The organism is Plantactinospora sp. KLBMP9567 (assembly GCF_033446045.1).
Taxonomy (GTDB): Bacteria; Actinomycetota; Actinomycetes; order Mycobacteriales; family Micromonosporaceae; genus Plantactinospora.
In genome coordinates, this window is sequence record NZ_JAWQRR010000026.1 from 216,616 (window position 1) to 236,158 (window position 19,543).

Genomic DNA, 19,543 nt, shown 5'->3' on the forward strand with positions numbered 1-19,543 from the left:
TATGCCTTGCTGGGCCCGTGCCACCGTTCCCCTTCCGTGGTTTCCGAAACCGCGATGGTATCCAGAGAGTTCAACCCCGGCGAGCCGGCCCGAGGCGAGTGGATCACGGTGAGTGACGTGACCCAGCGACACTGCGGGTCAGCCGCCGAGCGGGAAGTCCCGGCGGGGCTGCCAGCGGGCGTCGCCGCTGTGCGAGAAGAGGGTGAACCTCTCGACCTTGAAGAGGGCGGAGAAGTCGGCCAGGTCCTCGTACACCTGGTCCAGCGCCTCCGGTGCGACGTCCTGGGCGACCGTGACGTGCGGGTGGTACGGAAAGCGGCTCTCCCGGCGCAGCTCGGGCGCCCGGCCGATCGCCGCGGCGAGCAGCTCGCACTCGCTTATCCCGGCGGCCACCACCACGAAGACCACCTCGGTGATCGGCCGGAAGGTGCCGGTACCGCGCAGGTGCAGCAGGTACGGCCGGTGCGCGGCGGCCACCTCGGCCAGGTGCCGCTCCACCGCCGGCAGGCTCGCCACGGGTACGTCGGTCGGCCCGAGCAGCGTCAGATGCGCCGGCACGTACGCGGCCTGCGGGTCACCGGCCTCCGCCCGCCGTCGGGTGAGGAACTCACACCACGGCTCCGGGACGTCCACGGCGATCCCGACCCGGGCCATCGGAGTTCCCGGATCCTGCGATCCGTCCGTGACAACCACACTCCGCTCCACTCACCGCACCGGGCGGCAGCACGCCCGCCCGGCGACCACGTTCCGGTACCCGGCGGTCGGACCCCCGCCGGAGCGTCCGGCGGGCTCAGCCGTTTCGCGTGCCGGGCAGGAACCCCACCCGGTCGTACGCCTCGCGCAGCGTGGCCGAGGCGACCGCGCGGGCCTTCTCGGCGCCGATCGCCAGCAGCTTGTCGAGCTGCGCCGGATCGTCGAGGTAACTCCGGGTGCGCTGCTGGATCGGCCGGACGAACTCCGCCACCACCTCGGCCAGGTCCTTCTTCAGGTCCCCGTAGCCCTTGCCCGCGTACGCCTCGACCAGCTCGTCGATGCTCCGGCCGGTCAGCGCGGAGTAGATGACCAGCAGGTTGGAGACCCCCGGCTTCCGCTCGGGGTCGAAGAGGATGTCCCGGCCGGTGTCGGTCACCGCCGACCGGATCTTCTTGGCCGATTTCGCCGGGTCGTCCAGCAGCATGATGATCCCGGCCGGCGACGAGGACGACTTCGACATCTTGGCCGTCGGGTCCTGAAGGTCGGTAATCTTCGCGGTGTCCCGGACGATGTACGGCGCCGGCACGGTGAACGTCCGGCCGAACCGGGTGTTGAACCGCTGCGCCAGGTCGCGGGTCAGCTCAAGGTGCTGCCGCTGGTCCTCGCCGACCGGCACCGCGTCGGCCTGGTAGAGCAGAATGTCGGCGGCCTGCAGGATCGGATAGGTGAAGAGCCCGACGCTGGACCGGTCGGCGCCCTGCTTCACCGACTTGTCCTTGAACTGGGTCATCCGGCTCGCCTCGCCGAACCCGGTGATGCAGCTCAGCACCCAGGCGAGCTGGGCGTGCTCCGGCACCTGGGACTGGACGAAGAGGGTGGTCCGCTCCGGGTCCAGCCCGACGGCGAAGAGCTGCGCCGCCGCTATCCGGGTGGCGTTCCGCAGCGCGACCGGGTCGTGCCCGGCGGTGATCGCGTGCAGGTCCACCACGCTGTAGAAGGTGTCGTGCGTCTCCTGCATCGCCACCCAGTTGCGTACCGCACCCAGGTAGTTGCCCACGTGGAACGAGTCGGCGGTCGGCTGGATCCCGGAGAGCACCCGGGGCCGGGCAGGAGCGTCGGACATGCCGGCAATTCTGACAGCAACCGTGGGAACGTGTCCGCACGCCCCCGTGCCATTCCACCCCGACCACAGCCACCGGGCCACCCGGCTGCGGCAACCGGTCCACCCCCGGCCACGGTGACCGGGCCGGGCACGGTCGGACGGGAAAGCGGGGAACCGGCCGGAACGGTGGGGACTCGTACCCTGAAACCGGAGTCGGTCGGCGGCTCCGCCGCACCCGGTGCGGCGTAGCGCCCGGCCGGGAGGGACAGCGCTTGGTACGGCATCGGGGCGGACGCTCCTCCGGCGGCGACCGGGGCGCGGTGGACGAGGCGATGGGCGAGCTGTACCACGCCTGTTACCGGCGACTGGTCGCACAGGTCTACGCGTTCACCACGGATCTGAGCGAGGCGCAGGACGTGGTGCAGGAGGCCTTCGCCCGGGCGATCGCCCGGCCGCAGGGGTTGGCCGATGTCGACAACCCGGAGGCGTGGCTGCGTACGGTCGCGGTCAACGTCGTACGGCGGCGCTGGCGGCGACGCCAACTGCTGGACACCATCCTGCTGCGGGACCGTCCGGTGACCCGGCTGGTCGAGACTGCTCCCGGACCCGAGCGGACCGACCTGCGGGAGGCCCTGGCGGGCCTGCCGGTCAGCTATCGGGAGGTGATCGTGCTGCACTACTTCGCCGACCTGCCGGTCGAGGAGATCGCCACCGTGCTCGGGGTACCGACCGGCACGGTGAAGTCCCGGCTGTCCCGGGGGCGTACGGCGCTCGCCGCCCGACTCGGCGACTACCAGGGCACCGGCGGGCCTGCCTCGACGCCGGGACCGAAGGGCCGGACGGATCCTCCGGCCGACAGCGCGGACAGTCCGGCCGGCCGGCCGGATCCGATGGCCGCCAGGATGGAACCACCGGCCCGGATACGGCCGGCGGTGCGACCGGGGTGAGAGATGCCTGACCGAGACCTGCCCGGCCCGGACCTCGACGTACGGCTGGTACGCGGCCGCGCGGCGCTGCTGGACAGCATCGACCAGCCGCCACTGGCCCGGATCCGGGACCGCGCGGCGACCCGGCGCCGTCGCCGGCACGCGGCCGGCGCGGCCGGGGGTGCCGCCCTGCTCAGCCTGGCGGTGGTGGCGACGGTGGCGCTCCAGCCGTGGACGACCGACGGCACCGACCCGGTGCCGCCGCCGGTGGCCGACGCACCGCCCGGCGGTCCGGTCTACACCGGTGCCGGCATCACCATCAACGGGCTCAGCACGGCCGCCGTCGCACACGTGCCGGGGACGATCAGCGACGTCGAATTCGTCGACCCGGACCACGGCTACCTGCTGGCCCGCTGCGGGGCCGCCGAGCCCTGCCCGGCCAACCTGGCCCGGACCTCGGACGGCGGCGCGAGCTGGGAACACACCGACCTGCCGGCCAGCAGCGCCGGGCAGCACGATCTGGAGCTGGCCGCGTTTCCCGGCGGCCGGCTGCTGGTCAGCCACCCCGGCGGGGGGTACGCCTCCACGGACGAGGGACGGAGCTGGCAGGAGGTCGGGAGCGGGGACGGGACCGGCCAGGTGCCGGCGGTCCGGGGCGACCTGCTCCGGGCCGGGCCGGGCGGCGGGCGGTGCGACCTGGACGTGGAGGTGTGGCGGCCGGAGCTGGCTCGGGCGGGTGCCCCGGCGACCGCACCCGATCTCGACGTCTGCTGGGTGGCACCGGCGGCCGGTGCCGACGGCGCCTGGTGGGTCGGTGGCTTCCGGAACGGTCAACCCGCGGTGGCGATCACCCGGGACCGGGGAGCACGCTGGCGGACGGTGGAACTGCCGGGCACCGGCGTCTCGGCCGGTACCGTCGAGGTGGCCAGCCTGGGCAGCCAGGCGTACGCGACGGTGCTCGGCGCCGACCGGAGGCTGCTGGCCCTGCACCACTCCGCCGACGGTGGCCAGACCTTCAACCCGAGCCGGTCCGGCTCGTCGGAGCTGCCGACGGGGCTCTCCGGTGCGCTGGTGCCGCTGCTGGACGGGCGGCTGCTGGTGACCGGCACCGACCGGCAGCTCTATCTGAGCGCCGACGACGGGGTGACCTTCCAGCGGGCCGGCGGGAGCCTGCCTCCGCTCGCCCGGCTGGAGCGGACCGTCGCCGGCTACGTCGCCTACGACCTGTTCGGTTCCGGCTGGGCGGCCTACTCGGCCGACGGCGCCACCTGGCGCAAACTCCAGATCATCTGACCGGGTTCTCGGATGCCGCGCCGGGCTCTCCGTCGGTGCGCGCGGCCGGCACGCTGGCGCGCTGTTGCTCCGGCAGCCGGGCCACCGAGACACCGACCCGGGCCACCCGGCGGCCCTCCACCGCCAGCACCCGGAGCAGCCAGCCGCCCGCGGCGGAGCCGCCGTCCGGGTCGGCACCGTTGCGGAGCCCACCCGCCGGGCGGCCCGGACCGCCGCCGTTGCCGGCCACGCCGGGCTCCTCCACGCCGGGCACCGGCACCTCGTCACCGCAGACCGGCAACCGGCCCAGGGCGGCCATCACGAAGCCGCCGACCGTCTCGTACGGGCCGGGTGGCAGGGCGAAGCCGACCCGTTCGGCGAAGTCGGCGAGGTTGAGCCGGCCGTCCACCTCGGTCGGGCCGCCGATCGACACCGGGTCGGGCGCGCTGTCGTACTCGTCGTGGATCTCGCCGACCAGTTCCTCGATCAGGTCCTCCAGGGTGACGATCCCGGCCGTGCCGCCGTACTCGTCGATCACGACCGCGAGGTGGTGCCGCTCGCGGCGCATCTCGGTCAGCGCCGCCAGCACCCGCTTGCTGCCCGGGATCTTCTTCACCTCCCGGGTCAGGTCCCCGATCGTGGTGCAGCCGTCGTCGTCCGGCCGGAGCAGTACGTCGCGCAGGTGCACGAAGCCGACCACGTCGTCGGAGGTGCCGTCGACCACCGGATACCGGGTGTGGGTCTCGACCCGGACGAGTTGGGCCGCCTCCGCCAGCGGCAGCCCGGCGGCCAGGAAGACCACCTCGGTCCGGGGCATCATCACCTCCCGGACCAGGCTGGCGCCGGCCACGAGTACCTCGTCGATGATCCGCCGTTCGACCGGGTCGAGCCGGGTGTTCGCGGCGACCAGGTCCCGGAGTTCGGCCTCGCTGATCTGCTCCCGACCCGCCGTCGGGCTGGCCCCGAGCAGCGCGGTGACCAGCCGGGTCGAGCCGTCCGCCGCCCGTACGATGATCCGGGCCAGGGCCCACGCGAGTGGACCCGGTTGCCGTCGAGTACGCCCCGACGATCGTCGCCGGGGCCCGGTACTGCCGCCGTCCCGCATGCCAAGGATGGTAGACACCGGAGGTGCCCGATGTGGGTACCTCCGGACCCGTGCACCCGCCGGTCGATGTTCGACTCTGTGCAGAATTGACAGAACATGGTGGAATGCTGGGGTCCGGCGCCGAACACGAGGCCGATACGGAATCGTCACCGGAGTCAGCACGGCATCCGTCGTACCGAAGCAGAAAGGCACAGGCGTGAAACTGCTCGTCACCGGAGGTGCCGGTTACGTCGGCAGCGTCGTCACCCGGCTGCTGCTCGACGCCGGGCACGAGGTGGTGGTCCTGGACGACCTGCGTACCGGGCACGCCGAGGCGCTGGCCCCGGAGGCCACCTTCGTCCGGGCCGACATCGCCGACGTCGCCGGAGTGCTGACCCCCGACGCCGGCTTCGACGGCGTGCTGCACTTCGCCGCGCTGATCGCGGCCGGAGAGTCGATGGTCAAGCCGGAGCTCTACTGGAAGGTGAACACGGTCGGCTCGCTGGCGTTGCTGGACGCCGCCCGGCTGGCCGGGGTGCCCCGGTTCGTTTTCTCCTCCACCGCCGCCGTCTACGGCAACCCGACCTCCTCGCCGATCAGGGAGACCAGCGCTCCGCTGCCGACCAGTACGTACGGCGCCACCAAGCTCGCCGTCGACCTGGCGCTCACCTCGATGGCCACCGCGCACGGCCTGGCGGCGGTCTCGCTGCGCTACTTCAACGTCGCCGGGGCGTACCTGCGCCCCGGGGTGGCCCTCGGCGAGCGTCACGAGCCGGAGACGCACCTGATCCCGATCGCCCTCCAGGTCGCTGCCGGCCGCCGGGACAAGCTGCAACTCTTCGGCGACGACTACCCGACCGAGGACGGCACCTGCGTCCGGGACTACATCCACGTCGAGGACCTGGCCCGGGCCCACCTGCTCGCGCTGGAGGCCGCCAAGCCCGGTACGCACCAGTTCTTCAACCTCGGCAACGGCTGCGGCTTCTCCAATCGTCAGGTGGTGGAGGCGGTCCGCGAGGTGACCGGGCATCCGGTGCCGGTCGAGACGGCGCCGCGCCGCTCCGGCGACCCGGCCGCGCTGGTCGCCTCCGCCGAACGCGCCCGGGCCGACCTCGGCTGGACCCCGGCCAAGCCGGCCCTGCCGCAGATCGTCGCCGACGCCTGGACGTTCTACCAGGAGCAGATCCTCGGCGGGGCGGCGTCGTGACCGGCACTCCGGACACCACGCACCGCCCGGGCACCACCAACCACCCGGACCGGCCGGTCGGGCCGGTCACCGAGCGCGCCACCGCCGGCTTCATCGGCGAGTACGCCGAACGGCCCGCCGGAGTGTGGGCGGCACCCGGCCGGGTCAACCTGATCGGCGAACACACCGATTACAACGACGGTTTCGTACTGCCGTTCGCGCTGCCGCAGCGCACCGTCGTCGCCGCCGCGCCCGAACGGGGACGCCGCTGGACGGTCTGGTCCGAGCAGGCCGGTGAACGGATCTCGTTCGGCCGGGCCGACGCCGCCGAACCGGGCCGGGTGACCGGCTGGGGGGCGTACGTCGCCGGAGTCGTCTGGGCGCTGCGCGAAGCCGGACACGACGTACCGGTGGCCCGGCTGGCCATCGCCTCCGACGTGCCGCTCGGGGCCGGACTCTCCTCCTCGGCGGCGCTGGAGTCCGCCGTGCTCACCGCCCTGGCCGACCTCGGCGAGCTGGACCTGCCCCTGGCCGACCGGCCGGCGCTGGCCCAGCGGGCCGAGAACGGCTACGCCGGAATGCCCTGCGGGATCATGGACCAGTCCGCGTCGCTGCGCTGCCAGCCGGGGCACGCGCTCTTCCTGGACTGCCGGACGCTCGCCGTCGAGCAGGTGCCGTTCGACCTCGACGCCGCCGGGCTCGCCATCCTGGTGATCGACAGCAACGCGCCACACCGGCACGTCGGTGGTGAGTACGCCGCCCGCCGCGCCGCCTGCGAGTCCGCCGCCGGCACGCTCGGGGTCCCGGCGTTGCGGGACGTGACCGTCGACCGGCTCGACGCCGCGCTGGCCCGGCTGGACGACGAGACGGTACGCCGCCGGGTGCGACACGTCGTCACCGAGAACCAGCGGGTACGCCAGACCGTCGAACTGCTCCGCGCCGGCCGGCTGGCCGAGATCGGGCCGCTGCTGACCGCCTCCCACACCTCGATGCGGGACGACTTCGAGATCACCGTCCCGGAGGTGGACACCGCGGTCGAGGCGGCGCTGACCGCCGGGGCGTACGGGGCCCGGATGACGGGGGGCGGGTTCGGCGGCTGCGTACTCGCGCTGGTCGACGCGGCAGCCGCCGAGGCGGTGGCGTCAGCGGTGACCGAGGCGTACGCGGCACGTGGTTTCCGCGCCCCGTCGAGCTTCACCGTCACCCCCGGCCCCGGTGCCGTACGCCTCGGCTGACGCCGGGCCGACCGTCTTCGGGTAGACCGCTGCGGAGCAGGGTCTGCCAGGCCAGTTGCTCGGCCTCCGTGCTCAGGAGTGGCCGTCACGCTCCCACGCGGCATGGTCCGCCTCGATCCGCTGCCACACGGCCCGCAGCCGCTCGTCCGGTACATCGTCGAGCGGCAGGTGGAACACCTCGCGTAGCACGGCGCGCCATTCGGCGTACCCGGAAAGCTGCCGGACCGTCGCGGAGCCGGCCAGCGGCCGCTCGGACAGCACCCGGCCACGGATGATCCGGACGCCGGCCGGGGTCCGGTGCTGCACCGTCACCACCCGCACCATCCCGGACGTCGGCGAGGTGGAAAGCTCGACGTGCTTGTCCAGCAGGTCGGCCGGCCGGGTCGTCGTGGTCGGGAAGTCCATCCCGACCAACGCGCCGCCGGGCTCGTGGTCGAACCGCCAGCCGCCCGGCACGGCCTCCGAGGGGCGCAACCGGAACCTGTCGTCGGGACCGAACGCCCCGGCGACCAGCAGCACCGGGTCGAGCGGGCCGTCGCCGAGGCCGGTGTCGAGCCACCAGCCCTGGCCGTCGAGGACGGTGGTCAGCGCGAGATGGTTGCCGGTGTCGCCGGGCGGGTCACCGGGCTGGCCCTGCACGCCGGCCCGGTGCCAGGTCACCGGATAGCCGAGGGTTGTCAGCAGCGCGGAGAAGGCCCCGTTGAGCTGGTAGCAGTACCCGCCGCGCCCCGCCGCCAGGTGTTTCGCCGCCGCGACCGGATCCATCCCCCGCGTCTCGCCCAGGGCAATCCACACGGTCTCGTACGGCACCCGTGCGACGTGCCCGGCGTGCAGGCGGTGCAGTTGCGCCACCGACGGCCGCTCCGCCCGCTCGGCCACCGGGTCGAGACCCAGCCGGCGCAGGTACGCGGTGACGACCTCGTCGTCGAGCGCCGGTGGCCGCCACACGTCCGCCCCGAGCGATGCCGTACTGGTCACGCGGTCAGCCTAACCAGCGGGGCTGACAGTAACGGCGCCCCAACCAACCGCGGCCGCAACCGGTGCACCACCCGTTCGCCCGGGCGGGCGCCGATCACAGCGTCGCGGGCGGCGAACAGAAGAGGTGCTGTGGCCCGTTCAGCGGATACTTCCCGCGACCATCCTCGGCGGGTTTCGGCGCGGCGGCCTCGCTCTGGAGTACGGCGCCGAGGCAGAAGACCACTTCGCGCACCGGCTCCGGAAGCTTGACCGTGGCGACGTAGGGGCGGCGACCTTCCAGTGGCAGCGGGACAGAGAACTGCTCGCTGACTTCCTCGCCGGGCGGGACGACCGTGCCTTGGATGGTGCCGACCGCGTCGGCGTTCACCCGGGGCGGGATGGCGAAGGTGCGCTTGGCCAGCTCGACCGTGCCGTCCTCCCGAACGGTCACATAGACGTCGTAGGCGTGCGAGGCGGCGTCCCCTTCCACCCCGACATAGGCGACGATCGGCTCCGCGCCCTGGTTGCGCAGCGTGTAACGGACGTCCAGCGCCTCCCCCCGAGGGGTGACCTCGGCGTCGAAGCTCGCCGCCGGCTTGGCGCCGCTCGGGCTCCACTCCGGCTCGAAATCAACGTAGGCATCCGCGCCGCAGCCGGCCAGCGTGACAACGCTGAGCGCCGCCGCACCGCCGGCAAGAAACAACTTCTTGATCAAGAGTACGACGTCCTTCTCGGCCAGCCCATCTCGTCCCGGAAAGCATTTTCGGTGTAACTGTAGGGGTGGTCGGGGTCGATCTGGCCGGGCGTGTTCGGGTCGTCGTCCTCGTCGATCGGCAGGCCGACGGCCTCCCGTTCGTCGTTCTCGACCCCGACATCGTCCGGCCCCTCGTGGGTACCCGGAGCGGACGTGTTGTTCCCGTAGTCGTAGACGTGCGCAAACTCGTGGAACAACCCTCCGATCGGCGGGCGCTCGTCCGACGACGACAGCCGGCTCGGGTTGTAGGTGACCTCGTAGTCTTCCCCCAGATGCCAGTTCGTGGTGTACGAGGCGGTGTTGGATTCGGCTTCGACGATGACGAGCGGGTTGCCCTGGTACGAGATCCCACCGAGCACCGGCCAGTCTGCGGCGATGGCGGCGGAGTCGTTGTGGATGTCGTCGAGTTCGGCGAGCATCTGCTGCCCGATCGGGGAGGCGCGCATCATGTCGAGGTCCGCGCGGACCCGCTCCTGGAACTCGGCCGAGCCCTGGATCTGGATGTACTGCGCCGCGTCGCTCACCTCGACCCGCACGTCCTGGCGTACCCCGGTCACCTGGTCCTCGTCCTGCCGGTAGGCGGTGTCGGCCCCGCCGCCGCCCGTGACCGTGTCACGGCCGTGCCCGGCGTAGATCACGTCGTCGCCGGAGCCGCCGTCGAGCCGGTCGTTGTCCCGGCCGCCGGAGACGATGTCCCGACCCGCGCCGCCGTGCACGGTGTCATCGCCGGTCGCGCCTTCGAGGTAGTCCTCACCCTCGCCGCCAGCGATGTTGTCGTTGCCGGAGAGCCCGTAGACGATGTCGTTGCCGCGCCCGCCGGCCAGCAGGTCGTCGCCGCCCTGGCCGTCGGCGTAGTCGCGGCCGGAGCCGGCCGAGGCGTAGTCGTTCCCGGCGCCGCCGTACACCTTGTCGTCGCCGTGCAGGCCGATGATCCGCTCGTTGCCGTCCCCGCCGCGCAGCTCGTCGTTGCCCTCGCCGCCGAGCAGGGTGAGGCTCAGATCGGCGCCCTTGGGCACCTCGACCCGGTCGTTGCCGTCCCCGGCGCGGATCGTCACCGGCGTGCCCTCGGGGTAGTGGTATTTGACCCCGTTGACCTCGACGACCACCTGTCCGGTCTCCGGGTCGCGGGTCACCTTGACGTTGTCGTCACCGGGACCCGTGTTGACCACGGCCCGACCGTCGACCATCAGCACCGAGACGCCGGTCGCCTCCGCCGGCAGCGTGAACGGGTCGGCGGCGCCGGAGGAGACGCTGTCCCACTGTGTCGAGATGGCGTCCCACTCGGTGGCGGAGAAGCCGCTCAGCTTCCCCTTCAGGGCGTCGTCGAGTTCCTTGCGCAGGTTGCTGGCCCGGTTGGTCGCCTCGCTGACCTGGGTGGCCTGCGCGGGCTGGTTCCACCGGAAGACTATCTGTCCGCCCGAACGCCAGCTCGGCACGGCGCCCATGATCTGCTCGCGCTCGCCGTCGAGCGCGTTCTGATACAACCGCAGCAGCTCCGCCGCGCCCTCCAGCGCCGAGGCGAGCCGGTCGGCCTGGCTGCCCATCGCGTCGAGGCTGCCGAACACCTTCGACTGGTGCTGGCCGAACGAGTCGCGAGCCGCTCCCGCCCACTCCGAGCCGAGCAACTTCCGGCTGTCCGCGTCCAGGTCGTCTCCGACCGCGACGCTCGCCCTGCCGAAGCGCCGCCACACCGACGCGGCGCTATCGATCCGGCCCGGGTTGGCCTGGAGGTCCCAGAGCGCCGCGTCGACCCGGATTTCCCGATCCTCCGGCGGGATGCCCATCCGAGAGTCCTCTCCTAGATCGGGATGTTGGGATGTTCGCGGCGATGCCGCTCGGCCGCTCGCTCGTCGGCCTGCCGGTAGGCGAAGGCGACCTGGAGCAGGCTCTCGTTGTCGACCTCCAGCACGCCGATGACGCGCTCGACGGCCGTACCGGCACTGCCCGCCACAGTGTTGTAAGCGTCCTGTAGCTGGCCGGCCGGGCTGACCCGCCCGAAGTCGGCCGGCGAGATCACGGCGTCGGCGCGCACCGCACGCAGCGCGGACGCCAGTTCGGCCGAGTTGTCCAGATAGGACTGCGCGACCCGGGCGATTTCCACCGGATCGGCACGCACCTCTTCCCCCATGCCTGTCCACGCTACCGCTGGGCGGCCAGCATCCAGGCTAGGAAGTTCGACTAATACCTTTGGACAGAAATTGCTCGGCTCGCCGCCACAAATGCTCCTCGACGAGGTCCGCGCCGGCCGGCTCCGGGTTGCCCGCTTCTATGTGTGGCACCCCCAGCAGATGCTCGACCTCTACGACAGCATCGAGCGCGGGTACCCGATCGGCAGCATGCTGGTCTGGAAGACCAGCCGTTCCCTGCCCACCCTCGACCGGTCGCCGGCATCGAGGTCCCGCCCGCCCCCGACGGTCCGGTCGCGTACCTGCTCGACGGGCACCAGCAACTCTCCACCCTCTTCGGCACCCCCGTGCACCGCCCCGAGCCGGCCGGCACCGGCCGGGACCGGCAGTGGTGGATCTACCGGACGCTCGGCGCCCCGGACCAGCGCGACCTGCTGTTCCAGCACTGGGGAAAGCATGCCCCGCCGGCCAACCTGCTCGCCATGCAGGCGGTACTGCGCACCATGAACTTCCTGGCCCACGCCCGCCGCCTCGCCCGCGACCTGACCAGGGCCGAGAACTCCGACGCCCTGGTCGACGAGGCCGAGCAGGTCGCCCAGCGGATCAAGGCGTACAAGATTTCGGTGATCCGGCTCTTCGGGGGCGACCTGGAACACGCGGTCGAGGCGTTCTCCCCGGTCAACAGCAACGGCCGGCAGATCAGCCCGGACCAGATGGTCTCCGCGCTGACCTACCGGGCCAGGCACGACGAAACCCTCACTGACCGGATCGCGTCGATCCGGGAGAGCATCGCCGACAGCGGGTTCGGGGACACCGCCGCGGAACCGGTCTTCCAGACCATCGTCGCGATCGCCGGCGAGGACGACGTGCAGGGCGCCCGCTGGACCGCTCTCGCCGACCGGGTCGGCAAGACCCTCGACGGCGTCGTCGCGCAGGCCGAGGTCGCCCTGCACCGGGCGGTCCGGTTCCTCCGGTACGAGGTGGGGGTGCCGGTGGCCTGGCTGGTGCCGTACCCGCAGCAGCTCATGCTGCTCGCGCTCTTCTTCCACCACCGGCCCGACCCCGGACGGCGTTCAGACCCGTGCCCTGATGCGCGGTTCTGGAGCACCTCATGGTCGACGCTTTTCGTCGGCGGCAACGCCTTCCAGCTCCGTCGCGCCCTGCACCAGCTGGGCGCCTTCGCCACCGGCCGGGCCGGGCTCAGCTCCCAGGGGCAATACGTTCAACCGCTGCCGGAACGCTTCGACACCGAGGACGGTCGGGTACGCGCCTTCCTGCTCTGGGAGCTGAACCACCTCGGCCAGCGCCACGGGCTGGACAGTGAGCCGATCGAGCTGGACGACCTGCTGGCCCGCTCCGGGGCTGCCGCCTGCCGCCGGGTCGTAACGGGTATCCGGGACGCGTCCAGCATCGCCAACCGGATCGTCCTGCCCACCCCGCCCGGCACCCCCGTACGCGACGCCCTGCTCGACCTGCCGCCGAACCGGCTGCGGTCGGTGGCGGTCAGCCACGGCATCCCGCCGGCCGCGCTGGCCCGGCTGCTCGCCGACGACCGCGACGGCTTCATCCGCGAACGCACCGCGACCCTGGCCGGCCTGGAACAGGAATTCATCCAGGAGATCGGCGCGGACTTGGCCGGAGAGCCAGGGCGGGAGAACATCCTCTGATCAACTACCGTACGGCTCGACGGCCCCGGAGGTCTTTCCCGGTAGGAACGGCCTGTCAGTACGGCGGGAGGTAGTCGGTCGTCGTGATGCCGGCATCACGGCTCGAGCTCACGATGGCCTCGGCGCTGGTGCAGCTCGCGTTGGAAGCGATGCTCCCCACGCTCCGCCAGTAGCCGTACCGGTAGGTCGCCTTCTTGCTCGACTGGTTCGTGCAGCGAGCCCAGGCCCGGTAATACCCGCTGCCGGACTTGCACACCGCGGCGTTGCTCCGCGTCCTGACTATTTTGCTGCAGTTGGACGGGATCGCCTCCGCCGGTGCGGCCGAGACGACGACCACGCCCAGGCTCGCCACGGCAGCCAACGCCACGGCCGCGGCGATCCGCCGCACCGCGCCGGCCTTCCAGCCGGGCTGTTTCGTTTCCAGGTGCACGGTTGTCGTTCTCCTTCGATGAACCCGATCAGCACTCACATGATCAACAAGTGCGGTTGGCACCGTAGGCCAGCAATGTCAGTCGCGCAACATGTGTTCAACCTGCTCCCGGTGACACACATACCTCCGGGTTAGACATGGTTCCGACTTCCAGGTGCCGCCGTTGAGATGGAGTACGAACTGCTGCCCGGGTACCACGAGACCGGCGGCGAGGAACTGACCTGGGACGCCGCCTAGGAAGACGGATCCTGATCGGAGGGTCGGGGTGGTGCGGACATCGAAGTTATCCACAGGTGCGCGACTCTAGGGTGACGAGGCGGTCGCGCTTCGTGCTATAACCTCCGAGGCGATTTCACCTGTAACCGGGGGTAACGGGATCATGGAGACAACCGAGCCGGGCAGGAGGCTCGGCGCGCCCTCCGCTCCAGGCGCCCCAGCGGAGGAGGAGTGGCGTGCCTAAATCCGGCAGTGACTTGGGAGTGGACCTCTACGAGCTGTGGGTCGCCGGCGAACGATCGCTGCCGGAAGTGGCGCAGCAGTTCGCCGAGGCGGGCAAGTGCTTCGGCCAGACGGAGTCGGGGGACGGCTACTTCTCCCGTCCGGCCGAGATCGGCGGTGGTGGCTACGGGCCGGCGCAGCGGGCATTCGCCGAGCTTCGGATGACGATGTCCGCCGTGTTCCGGGACAGCCAGAGCAACCTGGAGCTGGCTGGACAAGCCCTCAAGATGGCCGCTGACAACTATGACGCTTCGGACCAGGCAGCCATGGATCAGTTCAACGCGATGAAGGACGATGCCGGGCAGGGGCGCTTTTGATGGCCGGCTTCACGTACGAGAACCTTGCCGCGGGGGCGGAGGCGTTGCGCAAAGCGGCCATCAAGACGGCCTGCGAGCAGGCGGCGATCCCGCCCCTGCCCGAAGCCCAGTCCGGCCAGCAGAAGCAGGACGTCATCGCTATCGAGGCAGCGTTCGCTGGCGTACCGGCCATGTTCTATCCGTTCCTTGATATGCCAAGGCCGGAGAATTTTGACGGCATCTTCGCTGACCTGCAGCAGAGCGCTACGGTACTGATGACCACACAGAACGCACCGGATTCGGACCTCGAGCTCACTGCAGCGAATAACAACAAGTTCTCCGGGGTAACCACGGTAGGTGACAACCTGGCGAGCTGGAGTGGCGCGGCGGCGCGTGAGTTCAAGTCGCAATATCTCGACAAGCTTCCCGTTCAACAGGCCAGCCAGTTCAACGCCGTGGCCGCCTCCATGAAGCTCATCCAGCAGGAAAAGGCCATCTGGACGGAGGCCCGCAAGAACGTCGCGGATATTGTCAATCAGGCCATCGAGGTACTGGAGAACATGCCGCAGCGGTGCAGCAAGGACAACTGGACGGTGGCGTTCACGGTGGTCGCCGCAGTGGCGAGCGTCGCCGCCGTGTCGCTCGCGGCCGCCGGTGCCGGCATTGTCGTCGGTCTCACCGTGGCCGACAAAGTAGCTGGGGGTTCCTCTCTTTTCATAAAAGACGATCCGCCGGAAAACCGGCGCTTCGAGGCATCGACGGCGGACGGCGTGATCCGCGAGGTCGATCGCGGGGTCAAGGAACTGATCGCCCGGATCGTTGAACAGGAAGGCAAGATCGCGGCGGCGTTCAGCGGCGTTAACGCGTTGGTCTGGGACGAACGGGAGGCGTTCGTGCCGAAGCGGCCACTACTCGCGAAGGCAACCCCGGAGAACATCACTGACCAGGACATGCTGGGTTTTTCGAGCTGATAAGGACGGCCAGAGCCATGGGCGCAATGGCGGACCGGATCAACGCCATCCACGTACATGCCTCGGCACCAGGGGGCGGGATTCACGGCGAGGTCCGCGGGCACAACAGCATCGAGATCTACTTCTCGTCCGGCTACTACGACCAGGCAAACGAGCGACAACTCGAGCGACAACTCGAAGGCCTGGCCCGGCTTTTGTGGACGGCCCGGGAGCGGGCGCTCCGAACAAGCATGGCGGAGTTCAACGTCCACCCCGACGAATCCATCTCGTCGTACGAAGACGAGCGGTTCCACGAGGAGCGCGCCCAGCTGCTCGCCGTCGGCTGCTCGGACGACGACCGCATCGTGGTCTCGGTGCGCGGCATGCAGGAGTGGAGGGTCCAGCTCGCCGCCGGAACGCTCCAGGCGCACAGCGAGCGCTCCTTCCTTGCCGGGTTGCAGGTCGCGGCTACCCGCCTGATCAGCAACCAACTCCAGCAAGTCAACCAACTGAAAGTGCAGGTGTACCAGTGAGACGCCGGAGGATGCTGCTCGCAGGCGCGCTCGTGGTCGTGCTGCTGATGGCGGCGGGCCTGTGGTGGGTACTGCGGCCGGGTGAGGACCCGGAGACTGCGGCCTGCCCATACCCGGTAGTTAGCGGGGTGACCTCGGCGAGGCCGAGCGGCGACAACCGGGCGACGATCGCGGCGCCATCGAGCGGTGCCGTCACGGTGACCGAGACCGGCTTCACGCAGATCACGAACCAGGGTGAGGTCAGCATCGGCGCCGTCGTCGAAAATACGAGTTCCCAGGTGGCATATCAGACCCGTGGAATCTTCGGCGCCTTTGAGGCGGATGGCAGCTACGCGCTTGGGGAGGCCGAGCGGTTCAATTACTTCTTCGAAATCCCGATCATCCGGCCCGGTGAGCGAGCAGTGATCGGCACCTACGCGTTTCTGGACCGGGCCAGCTTCAACCGGACCGGGAACTGGATCCACGTTGCCCAGGCAAGTCTGCAGCTTGTCCAAACCCAGTGGATTTCAGCAGCGGACACAGGGACATTCCCGGCGATCATCGCCCGCCTCAACACTGAGAAGCCGCCGCTAGCACAGGACGGCAGGGTCACCATATATCTCGCGGCGGATTCAGACGTCTGCCGAAAGCTCGGCAGTCGGGGCATGGGCATCGTGTTCCGCGATGCCGGCGGAGCCGTGGTCGGCGGCTCATACTACCCTGTTCGGGATCCGGAATTCTGTGCGTCGGGCGGCTTCACCGCGACGGCACAGGTGTTCGACAGCAAGCTGCCGGATGCGGATCTGGCTCGTACCGACCTCAGCGCCTACTGTGATCTGACTCCGAGCAGCGATCTGCCACCGGGTCCGACCCAGCCCGTCAACTGACCTGGATGACAGTGGTCGTCTGGCCGACGTGAGGACGCTAGATGTTCAACGTGACGCCGCCGGGCGAGGAGCCGGTGGACCGTCGTCCATGGAGTCGACGGCTGTGGAGATCCGTAACATTTCGGAACCCGTCACCGCGACGGGTCCATCCACCCATCGCCGGCTTCCACCACCAGGCCGAGGTTCACGGGGGCCGCTGGTTGGCGTTATCCGGCCAGTTCGGAATTCGACCGGACGGATACGCACCAGACGGCCAGATCGAACAGCTGGGGGTCGCGCTGGAAAACGTCCGACAGAACCTCATCACCGCCGATCTGCTGGTCTACGACGTGGTAAAGCTGACCATCTACCTCGTTGGCGATGCCGACATGGATCCGCTGCGAGCCGAACTCGCCAAGTGGCTCGACGGCCACGCACCGACCCTGAGCATCCTCTTCGTCGCCGGACTCGTCGGTCCCAGCTTCCGGGTGCAGGTGGATGCCCTGGCTGCCGCACCCTTTCGCTGAACCGATCGGGCCGGCTCCCGGCACCCGTCACCGCAGATGTCGACGATTCCGGTGTTCGTTCGCCACCCAGGCGTCCGGCAGCGTGACCCACTCGTCCTGGGCCACCGGCACCACCGTGGCGTCGAGCCGGGGAAGCTGCCCCGGATCCTCCATCGGGCAGAGCAGCCACACCGTCCCACCGCCACCCCGGGCCAGGTCCGCCAACTCCTCCAGCAACTCCCTGGCAACAACCTAGGCGCTCGGGTTATCGGTGTACAGCGCTCGGTAGCCGGCGCTCCGGGGCCCTTCCCGGTCGGGGGAAGGACCCCGGCAGGTCAGCGGCGGCGCCAGGTCAGCGAGAACCCGAAGACTCCGGCCACCGCCGCCAGCACCCCGCCCACCGTCGTCCAGATCCACCGGGTCGAGAACGCCGGCACCCAGTCGAAGGCGTCGTTGTCGTCGGCCGCCGCCGGGCTGGGCGACGCGCCGGATCCGTCCGTCGCGGTCAGCACCGCGCCGGGCCGGGCCGGCGGGGCCAGCGGCGCCCGCAACTCGCCGTCGTCGGCGTCGGCGCCACCGTCCGTGGTGCCGAGCAGCAGGTCGACCTCGACCGGCAGCCCGAGGTCCGCCTCGGGTAGCTCGACGACCGACAGCTTGGCGTAGTACGTGCCGGGCAGCGGGTCACCGGACCACGGCTCGGCCCAGGACCGTACCCGGCGCAGCACGCAGTCGAGGCGTACCTCGGAGGCGTCCTTGGCGACGGTCGGCGTCTGCGCGCCGGCCGTGCACGCCTGCCTGCGCCGCAGCCCGTCGAACACCTCGATGCTCCACGTCGACGGGCCGGACCGCTTCGCACCGGTCGGAAAGCGAAGCGTGGCCGCGATCTCCGTCACGTCGCCGGCCGCCCCCGGGAACGACCAGTAGAGGTAGTCGCCGGTGGAGGCGTCGAGGCGTACCGGCTGGCCAGCGGTGACCGGCGCGGCGGTGAGGAACGACGTGCCGGCCCGGTCCAGCGGAGTCGCCCCGGGCGACGGGGTGGGTGCGGCGAGTGCGGAGGCCGGGGACAGCACTCCGAGCAGGACGGCCAGCAACACCAGGACAGCCGGCAACCGCAGGACGGCCGGCACCGCCAGGGCCGCCGCGACGGCGGCGGGTCGAATCCGGGTACCCATCAGTTCGTCCTCCAGGTCGCGATCCACCACCGGGTCAACCAGCCCGCCAACACGCCGGTGAGCAAACCGGCCGCGCCCAGCACGAGCAGCAGTAGCCAGCCCCGGCCGAGCCCCGGCGCGTCGGGCGTGTCCGAGGCGGTCACCACGTCCACGACCAGCTCGAACGGCAACCCGGGCTGCCCGGCCTGCCGATCGACCGGGGCGAACGAGTTGCTGATCACCAGGCAGACCTCGGTGGGCCGGGCGTCCTCGCCTGTCGCCGGGCTCGGCGACGACCCCGGTTCCCCCGCCGACCAGCGCAATCCGGCGGACAGTACGTCGGTACGCCCGCTGCCCGCGTCCGTACCCCGGACGAGTTCCCGCCCGTCGGCGGCGGTCGCCCGCAGCAGCACCCCGTAGTCGCGCTGGACCGGGCGGTCCGGCGCCACGCTGACCGCCGCCCGCAGCTCCTGCCCGGTGGCCACCGGTACCCGGTACCACCGGTGCTCGGCGGGCTTCTCCCGGTCGGTGTAGACGCCGGGCCCGAGCAGCGGCGCACCGGCGCACTCCCGACCGCCGGCGACCGGCGCCGGGGCGGGAGTGTTGGTGTCTTCGGCCCGCCGCACCAGTTGCCTGATCCGCTTGGTGAGTTGCTCAGGCGTCTGCGCGGCGGCGTACGTCCCGCCGGTCGCGCCGGCGATGCACAGCAACTGCCGGCGTACCTTCTCGTCGGGGGCGAGGCCGAGGGTGTCGACCACCAGTTTGGTGCCCTGGGCCGCCAGCTCCCGGGCCACGTCACAGGGGTCCGGTGGGGCGCAGGTGTCCTCACCATCGGTGATCAGCACGATTCGCCGGTTGCCGCCCTCGGTGCCGAGGTCCCGGGCGCCCTCGCGCAGCGCGAGACCGATCGGCGTGTGCCCGGTGGGCCGCAGCGTGGCGATCGCACTTTTCGCGGCCGCCCGGTCCACCGGCCCGACAGGTACGAGTTGCTGGGTGTCCCGGCAGGCCACCGCCTTGTCCTTGCCCGGGTATGTCGCGCCGAGGACCCGGATGCCGAGCTGGGTGTCGTCCGGCAGTGCGTCGACCACCTCGTTGAACGCCTGCTGGGCGACGGAGATCCGGCTCCGGCCGCCGATGTCGGCGGCCCGCATCGAGCCGCTGACGTCGAGCACCAGCTCGACCCGGGGAGGTTCGGCGGAAGGTTCGGGCTCGGCGGCGAGCGCCGGCACCGCCGCGAGTGGACAGAGGACAGTGGACAGTCCTACAAGGACGAAGAAGGATCGTGATCCGTTGAGCACCCGAGCATCCTAGTGATCAACAACCGTCACTAGC

The 19,543-nt window shown here is 70.8% G+C and carries 22 protein-coding genes; 10 read left to right on the forward strand and 12 right to left on the reverse strand.

The annotated features are described in order from the left end of the window. Window positions 1-138: 138 nt before the first annotated feature. Entirely contained in the window at window positions 139-654 is a 516-nt protein-coding gene (locus R6Y94_RS21595; protein ID WP_318397760.1) for a 2'-5' RNA ligase family protein, read from the reverse strand. A 136-nt stretch (window positions 655-790) separates the two neighbouring features. Continuing rightward, on the reverse strand, window positions 791-1,816 hold the full coding sequence (gene trpS, locus R6Y94_RS21600) for a tryptophan--tRNA ligase (protein WP_318397684.1): 1,026 nt from the start codon (window positions 1,814-1,816) through the stop codon (window positions 791-793). A gap of 251 nt (window positions 1,817-2,067) precedes the next feature. Between trpS and R6Y94_RS21605 the strand changes: the two genes are divergently transcribed. Both R6Y94_RS21605 and R6Y94_RS21610 read left to right on the forward strand, forming a co-directional pair. Continuing rightward, on the forward strand, window positions 2,068-2,742 hold the full coding sequence (locus tag R6Y94_RS21605) for an RNA polymerase sigma factor (protein ID WP_318397685.1): 675 nt from the start codon (window positions 2,068-2,070) through the stop codon (window positions 2,740-2,742). Window positions 2,743-2,745: 3 nt separating this feature from the next. Continuing rightward, window positions 2,746-4,014, forward strand: a complete 1,269-nt coding sequence (locus R6Y94_RS21610; RefSeq protein WP_318397686.1) for a hypothetical protein — start codon at window positions 2,746-2,748, stop codon at window positions 4,012-4,014. Here the strand turns inward: R6Y94_RS21610 and R6Y94_RS21615 are convergent. Next, window positions 4,007-5,098 (reverse strand): hemolysin family protein, encoded by a 1,092-nt coding sequence (locus R6Y94_RS21615; RefSeq protein ID WP_318397687.1) that lies wholly within the window; start codon window positions 5,096-5,098, stop codon window positions 4,007-4,009. The genes R6Y94_RS21610 and R6Y94_RS21615 overlap by 8 nt on opposite strands. A 196-nt stretch (window positions 5,099-5,294) precedes the next feature. On the opposite strand from R6Y94_RS21615, the gene galE reads away from it, so the two are divergent. Both galE and galK read left to right on the forward strand, forming a co-directional pair. Further along, a complete protein-coding gene (gene galE / locus R6Y94_RS21620) occupies window positions 5,295-6,284 on the forward strand; it encodes a UDP-glucose 4-epimerase GalE (protein ID WP_318397688.1) in 990 nt (329 codons plus the stop codon). Window positions 6,285-6,376: 92 nt separating this feature from the next. After that, the gene (gene galK / locus R6Y94_RS21625; protein WP_318397761.1) at window positions 6,377-7,498 is read left to right on the forward strand and encodes a galactokinase; all 1,122 of its coding nucleotides are present in this window, start codon (window positions 6,377-6,379) and stop codon (window positions 7,496-7,498) included. 72 nt (window positions 7,499-7,570) lie between these two features. Here galK and R6Y94_RS21630 read toward each other — a convergent pair whose 3' ends face one another. From R6Y94_RS21630 to R6Y94_RS21650, 5 genes are all read right to left on the reverse strand, one after another. Continuing rightward, entirely contained in the window at window positions 7,571-8,476 is a 906-nt protein-coding gene (locus R6Y94_RS21630; protein WP_318397689.1) for an arylamine N-acetyltransferase family protein, read from the reverse strand. 94 nt (window positions 8,477-8,570) lie between these two features. Continuing rightward, entirely contained in the window at window positions 8,571-9,170 is a 600-nt protein-coding gene (locus R6Y94_RS21635) for a hypothetical protein (protein WP_318397690.1), read from the reverse strand. After that, on the reverse strand, window positions 9,167-10,993 hold the full coding sequence (locus tag R6Y94_RS21640) for a M91 family zinc metallopeptidase (protein ID WP_318397691.1): 1,827 nt from the start codon (window positions 10,991-10,993) through the stop codon (window positions 9,167-9,169). Before R6Y94_RS21640 ends, R6Y94_RS21635 begins: the two co-directional genes overlap by 4 nt. Before the next feature lie 14 nt (window positions 10,994-11,007). Continuing rightward, window positions 11,008-11,337, reverse strand: a complete 330-nt coding sequence (locus tag R6Y94_RS21645; protein ID WP_318397692.1) for a hypothetical protein — start codon at window positions 11,335-11,337, stop codon at window positions 11,008-11,010. A 171-nt stretch (window positions 11,338-11,508) separates the two neighbouring features. Then, on the reverse strand, window positions 11,509-11,652 hold the full coding sequence (locus R6Y94_RS21650; protein ID WP_318397693.1) for a hypothetical protein: 144 nt from the start codon (window positions 11,650-11,652) through the stop codon (window positions 11,509-11,511). 30 nt (window positions 11,653-11,682) lie between these two features. Between R6Y94_RS21650 and R6Y94_RS21655 the strand changes: the two genes are divergently transcribed. Continuing rightward, a complete protein-coding gene (locus R6Y94_RS21655; RefSeq protein ID WP_318397694.1) occupies window positions 11,683-13,002 on the forward strand; it encodes a hypothetical protein in 1,320 nt (439 codons plus the stop codon). A gap of 55 nt (window positions 13,003-13,057) precedes the next feature. Here R6Y94_RS21655 and R6Y94_RS21660 read toward each other — a convergent pair whose 3' ends face one another. Beyond that, a complete protein-coding gene (locus R6Y94_RS21660) occupies window positions 13,058-13,432 on the reverse strand; it encodes a hypothetical protein (RefSeq protein WP_318397695.1) in 375 nt (124 codons plus the stop codon). Between the two features lie 452 nt (window positions 13,433-13,884). On the opposite strand from R6Y94_RS21660, the gene R6Y94_RS21665 reads away from it, so the two are divergent. From R6Y94_RS21665 to R6Y94_RS21685, 5 genes are read left to right on the forward strand one after another with little or no spacing between them, the layout of a single operon-like run. After that, a complete protein-coding gene (locus tag R6Y94_RS21665) occupies window positions 13,885-14,247 on the forward strand; it encodes a hypothetical protein (protein WP_318397696.1) in 363 nt (120 codons plus the stop codon). Next, on the forward strand, window positions 14,247-15,197 hold the full coding sequence (locus R6Y94_RS21670) for a hypothetical protein (protein ID WP_318397697.1): 951 nt from the start codon (window positions 14,247-14,249) through the stop codon (window positions 15,195-15,197). Before R6Y94_RS21665 ends, R6Y94_RS21670 begins: the two co-directional genes overlap by 1 nt. A gap of 17 nt (window positions 15,198-15,214) precedes the next feature. Continuing rightward, window positions 15,215-15,709 carry a hypothetical protein gene (locus R6Y94_RS21675; RefSeq protein ID WP_318397698.1) on the forward strand — a complete coding sequence of 165 codons (495 nt, stop codon included), beginning with the start codon at window positions 15,215-15,217 and terminating at the stop codon, window positions 15,707-15,709. Between the two features lie 11 nt (window positions 15,710-15,720). Further along, entirely contained in the window at window positions 15,721-16,575 is an 855-nt protein-coding gene (locus tag R6Y94_RS21680; protein WP_318397699.1) for a hypothetical protein, read from the forward strand. Window positions 16,576-16,616: 41 nt separating this feature from the next. Beyond that, on the forward strand, window positions 16,617-17,081 hold the full coding sequence (locus R6Y94_RS21685; RefSeq protein ID WP_318397700.1) for a RidA family protein: 465 nt from the start codon (window positions 16,617-16,619) through the stop codon (window positions 17,079-17,081). 27 nt (window positions 17,082-17,108) lie between these two features. On the opposite strand, the gene R6Y94_RS21690 is transcribed toward R6Y94_RS21685, so the two are convergent. The 3 genes from R6Y94_RS21690 to R6Y94_RS21700 all read right to left on the reverse strand — a co-directional run bounded on the left by R6Y94_RS21690 (window position 17,109) and on the right by R6Y94_RS21700 (window position 19,509). Next, window positions 17,109-17,297, reverse strand: a complete 189-nt coding sequence (locus tag R6Y94_RS21690) for a hypothetical protein (protein ID WP_318397701.1) — start codon at window positions 17,295-17,297, stop codon at window positions 17,109-17,111. Between the two features lie 98 nt (window positions 17,298-17,395). After that, the gene (locus R6Y94_RS21695) at window positions 17,396-18,262 is read right to left on the reverse strand and encodes a peptidase (RefSeq protein ID WP_412102831.1); all 867 of its coding nucleotides are present in this window, start codon (window positions 18,260-18,262) and stop codon (window positions 17,396-17,398) included. Next, complete coding sequence (locus tag R6Y94_RS21700; protein WP_318397702.1) at window positions 18,232-19,509, reverse strand: VWA domain-containing protein; 1,278 nt, start codon at window positions 19,507-19,509, stop codon at window positions 18,232-18,234. The genes R6Y94_RS21695 and R6Y94_RS21700 overlap by 31 nt, the downstream gene beginning before the upstream one ends. Window positions 19,510-19,543 lie beyond the last annotated feature (34 nt).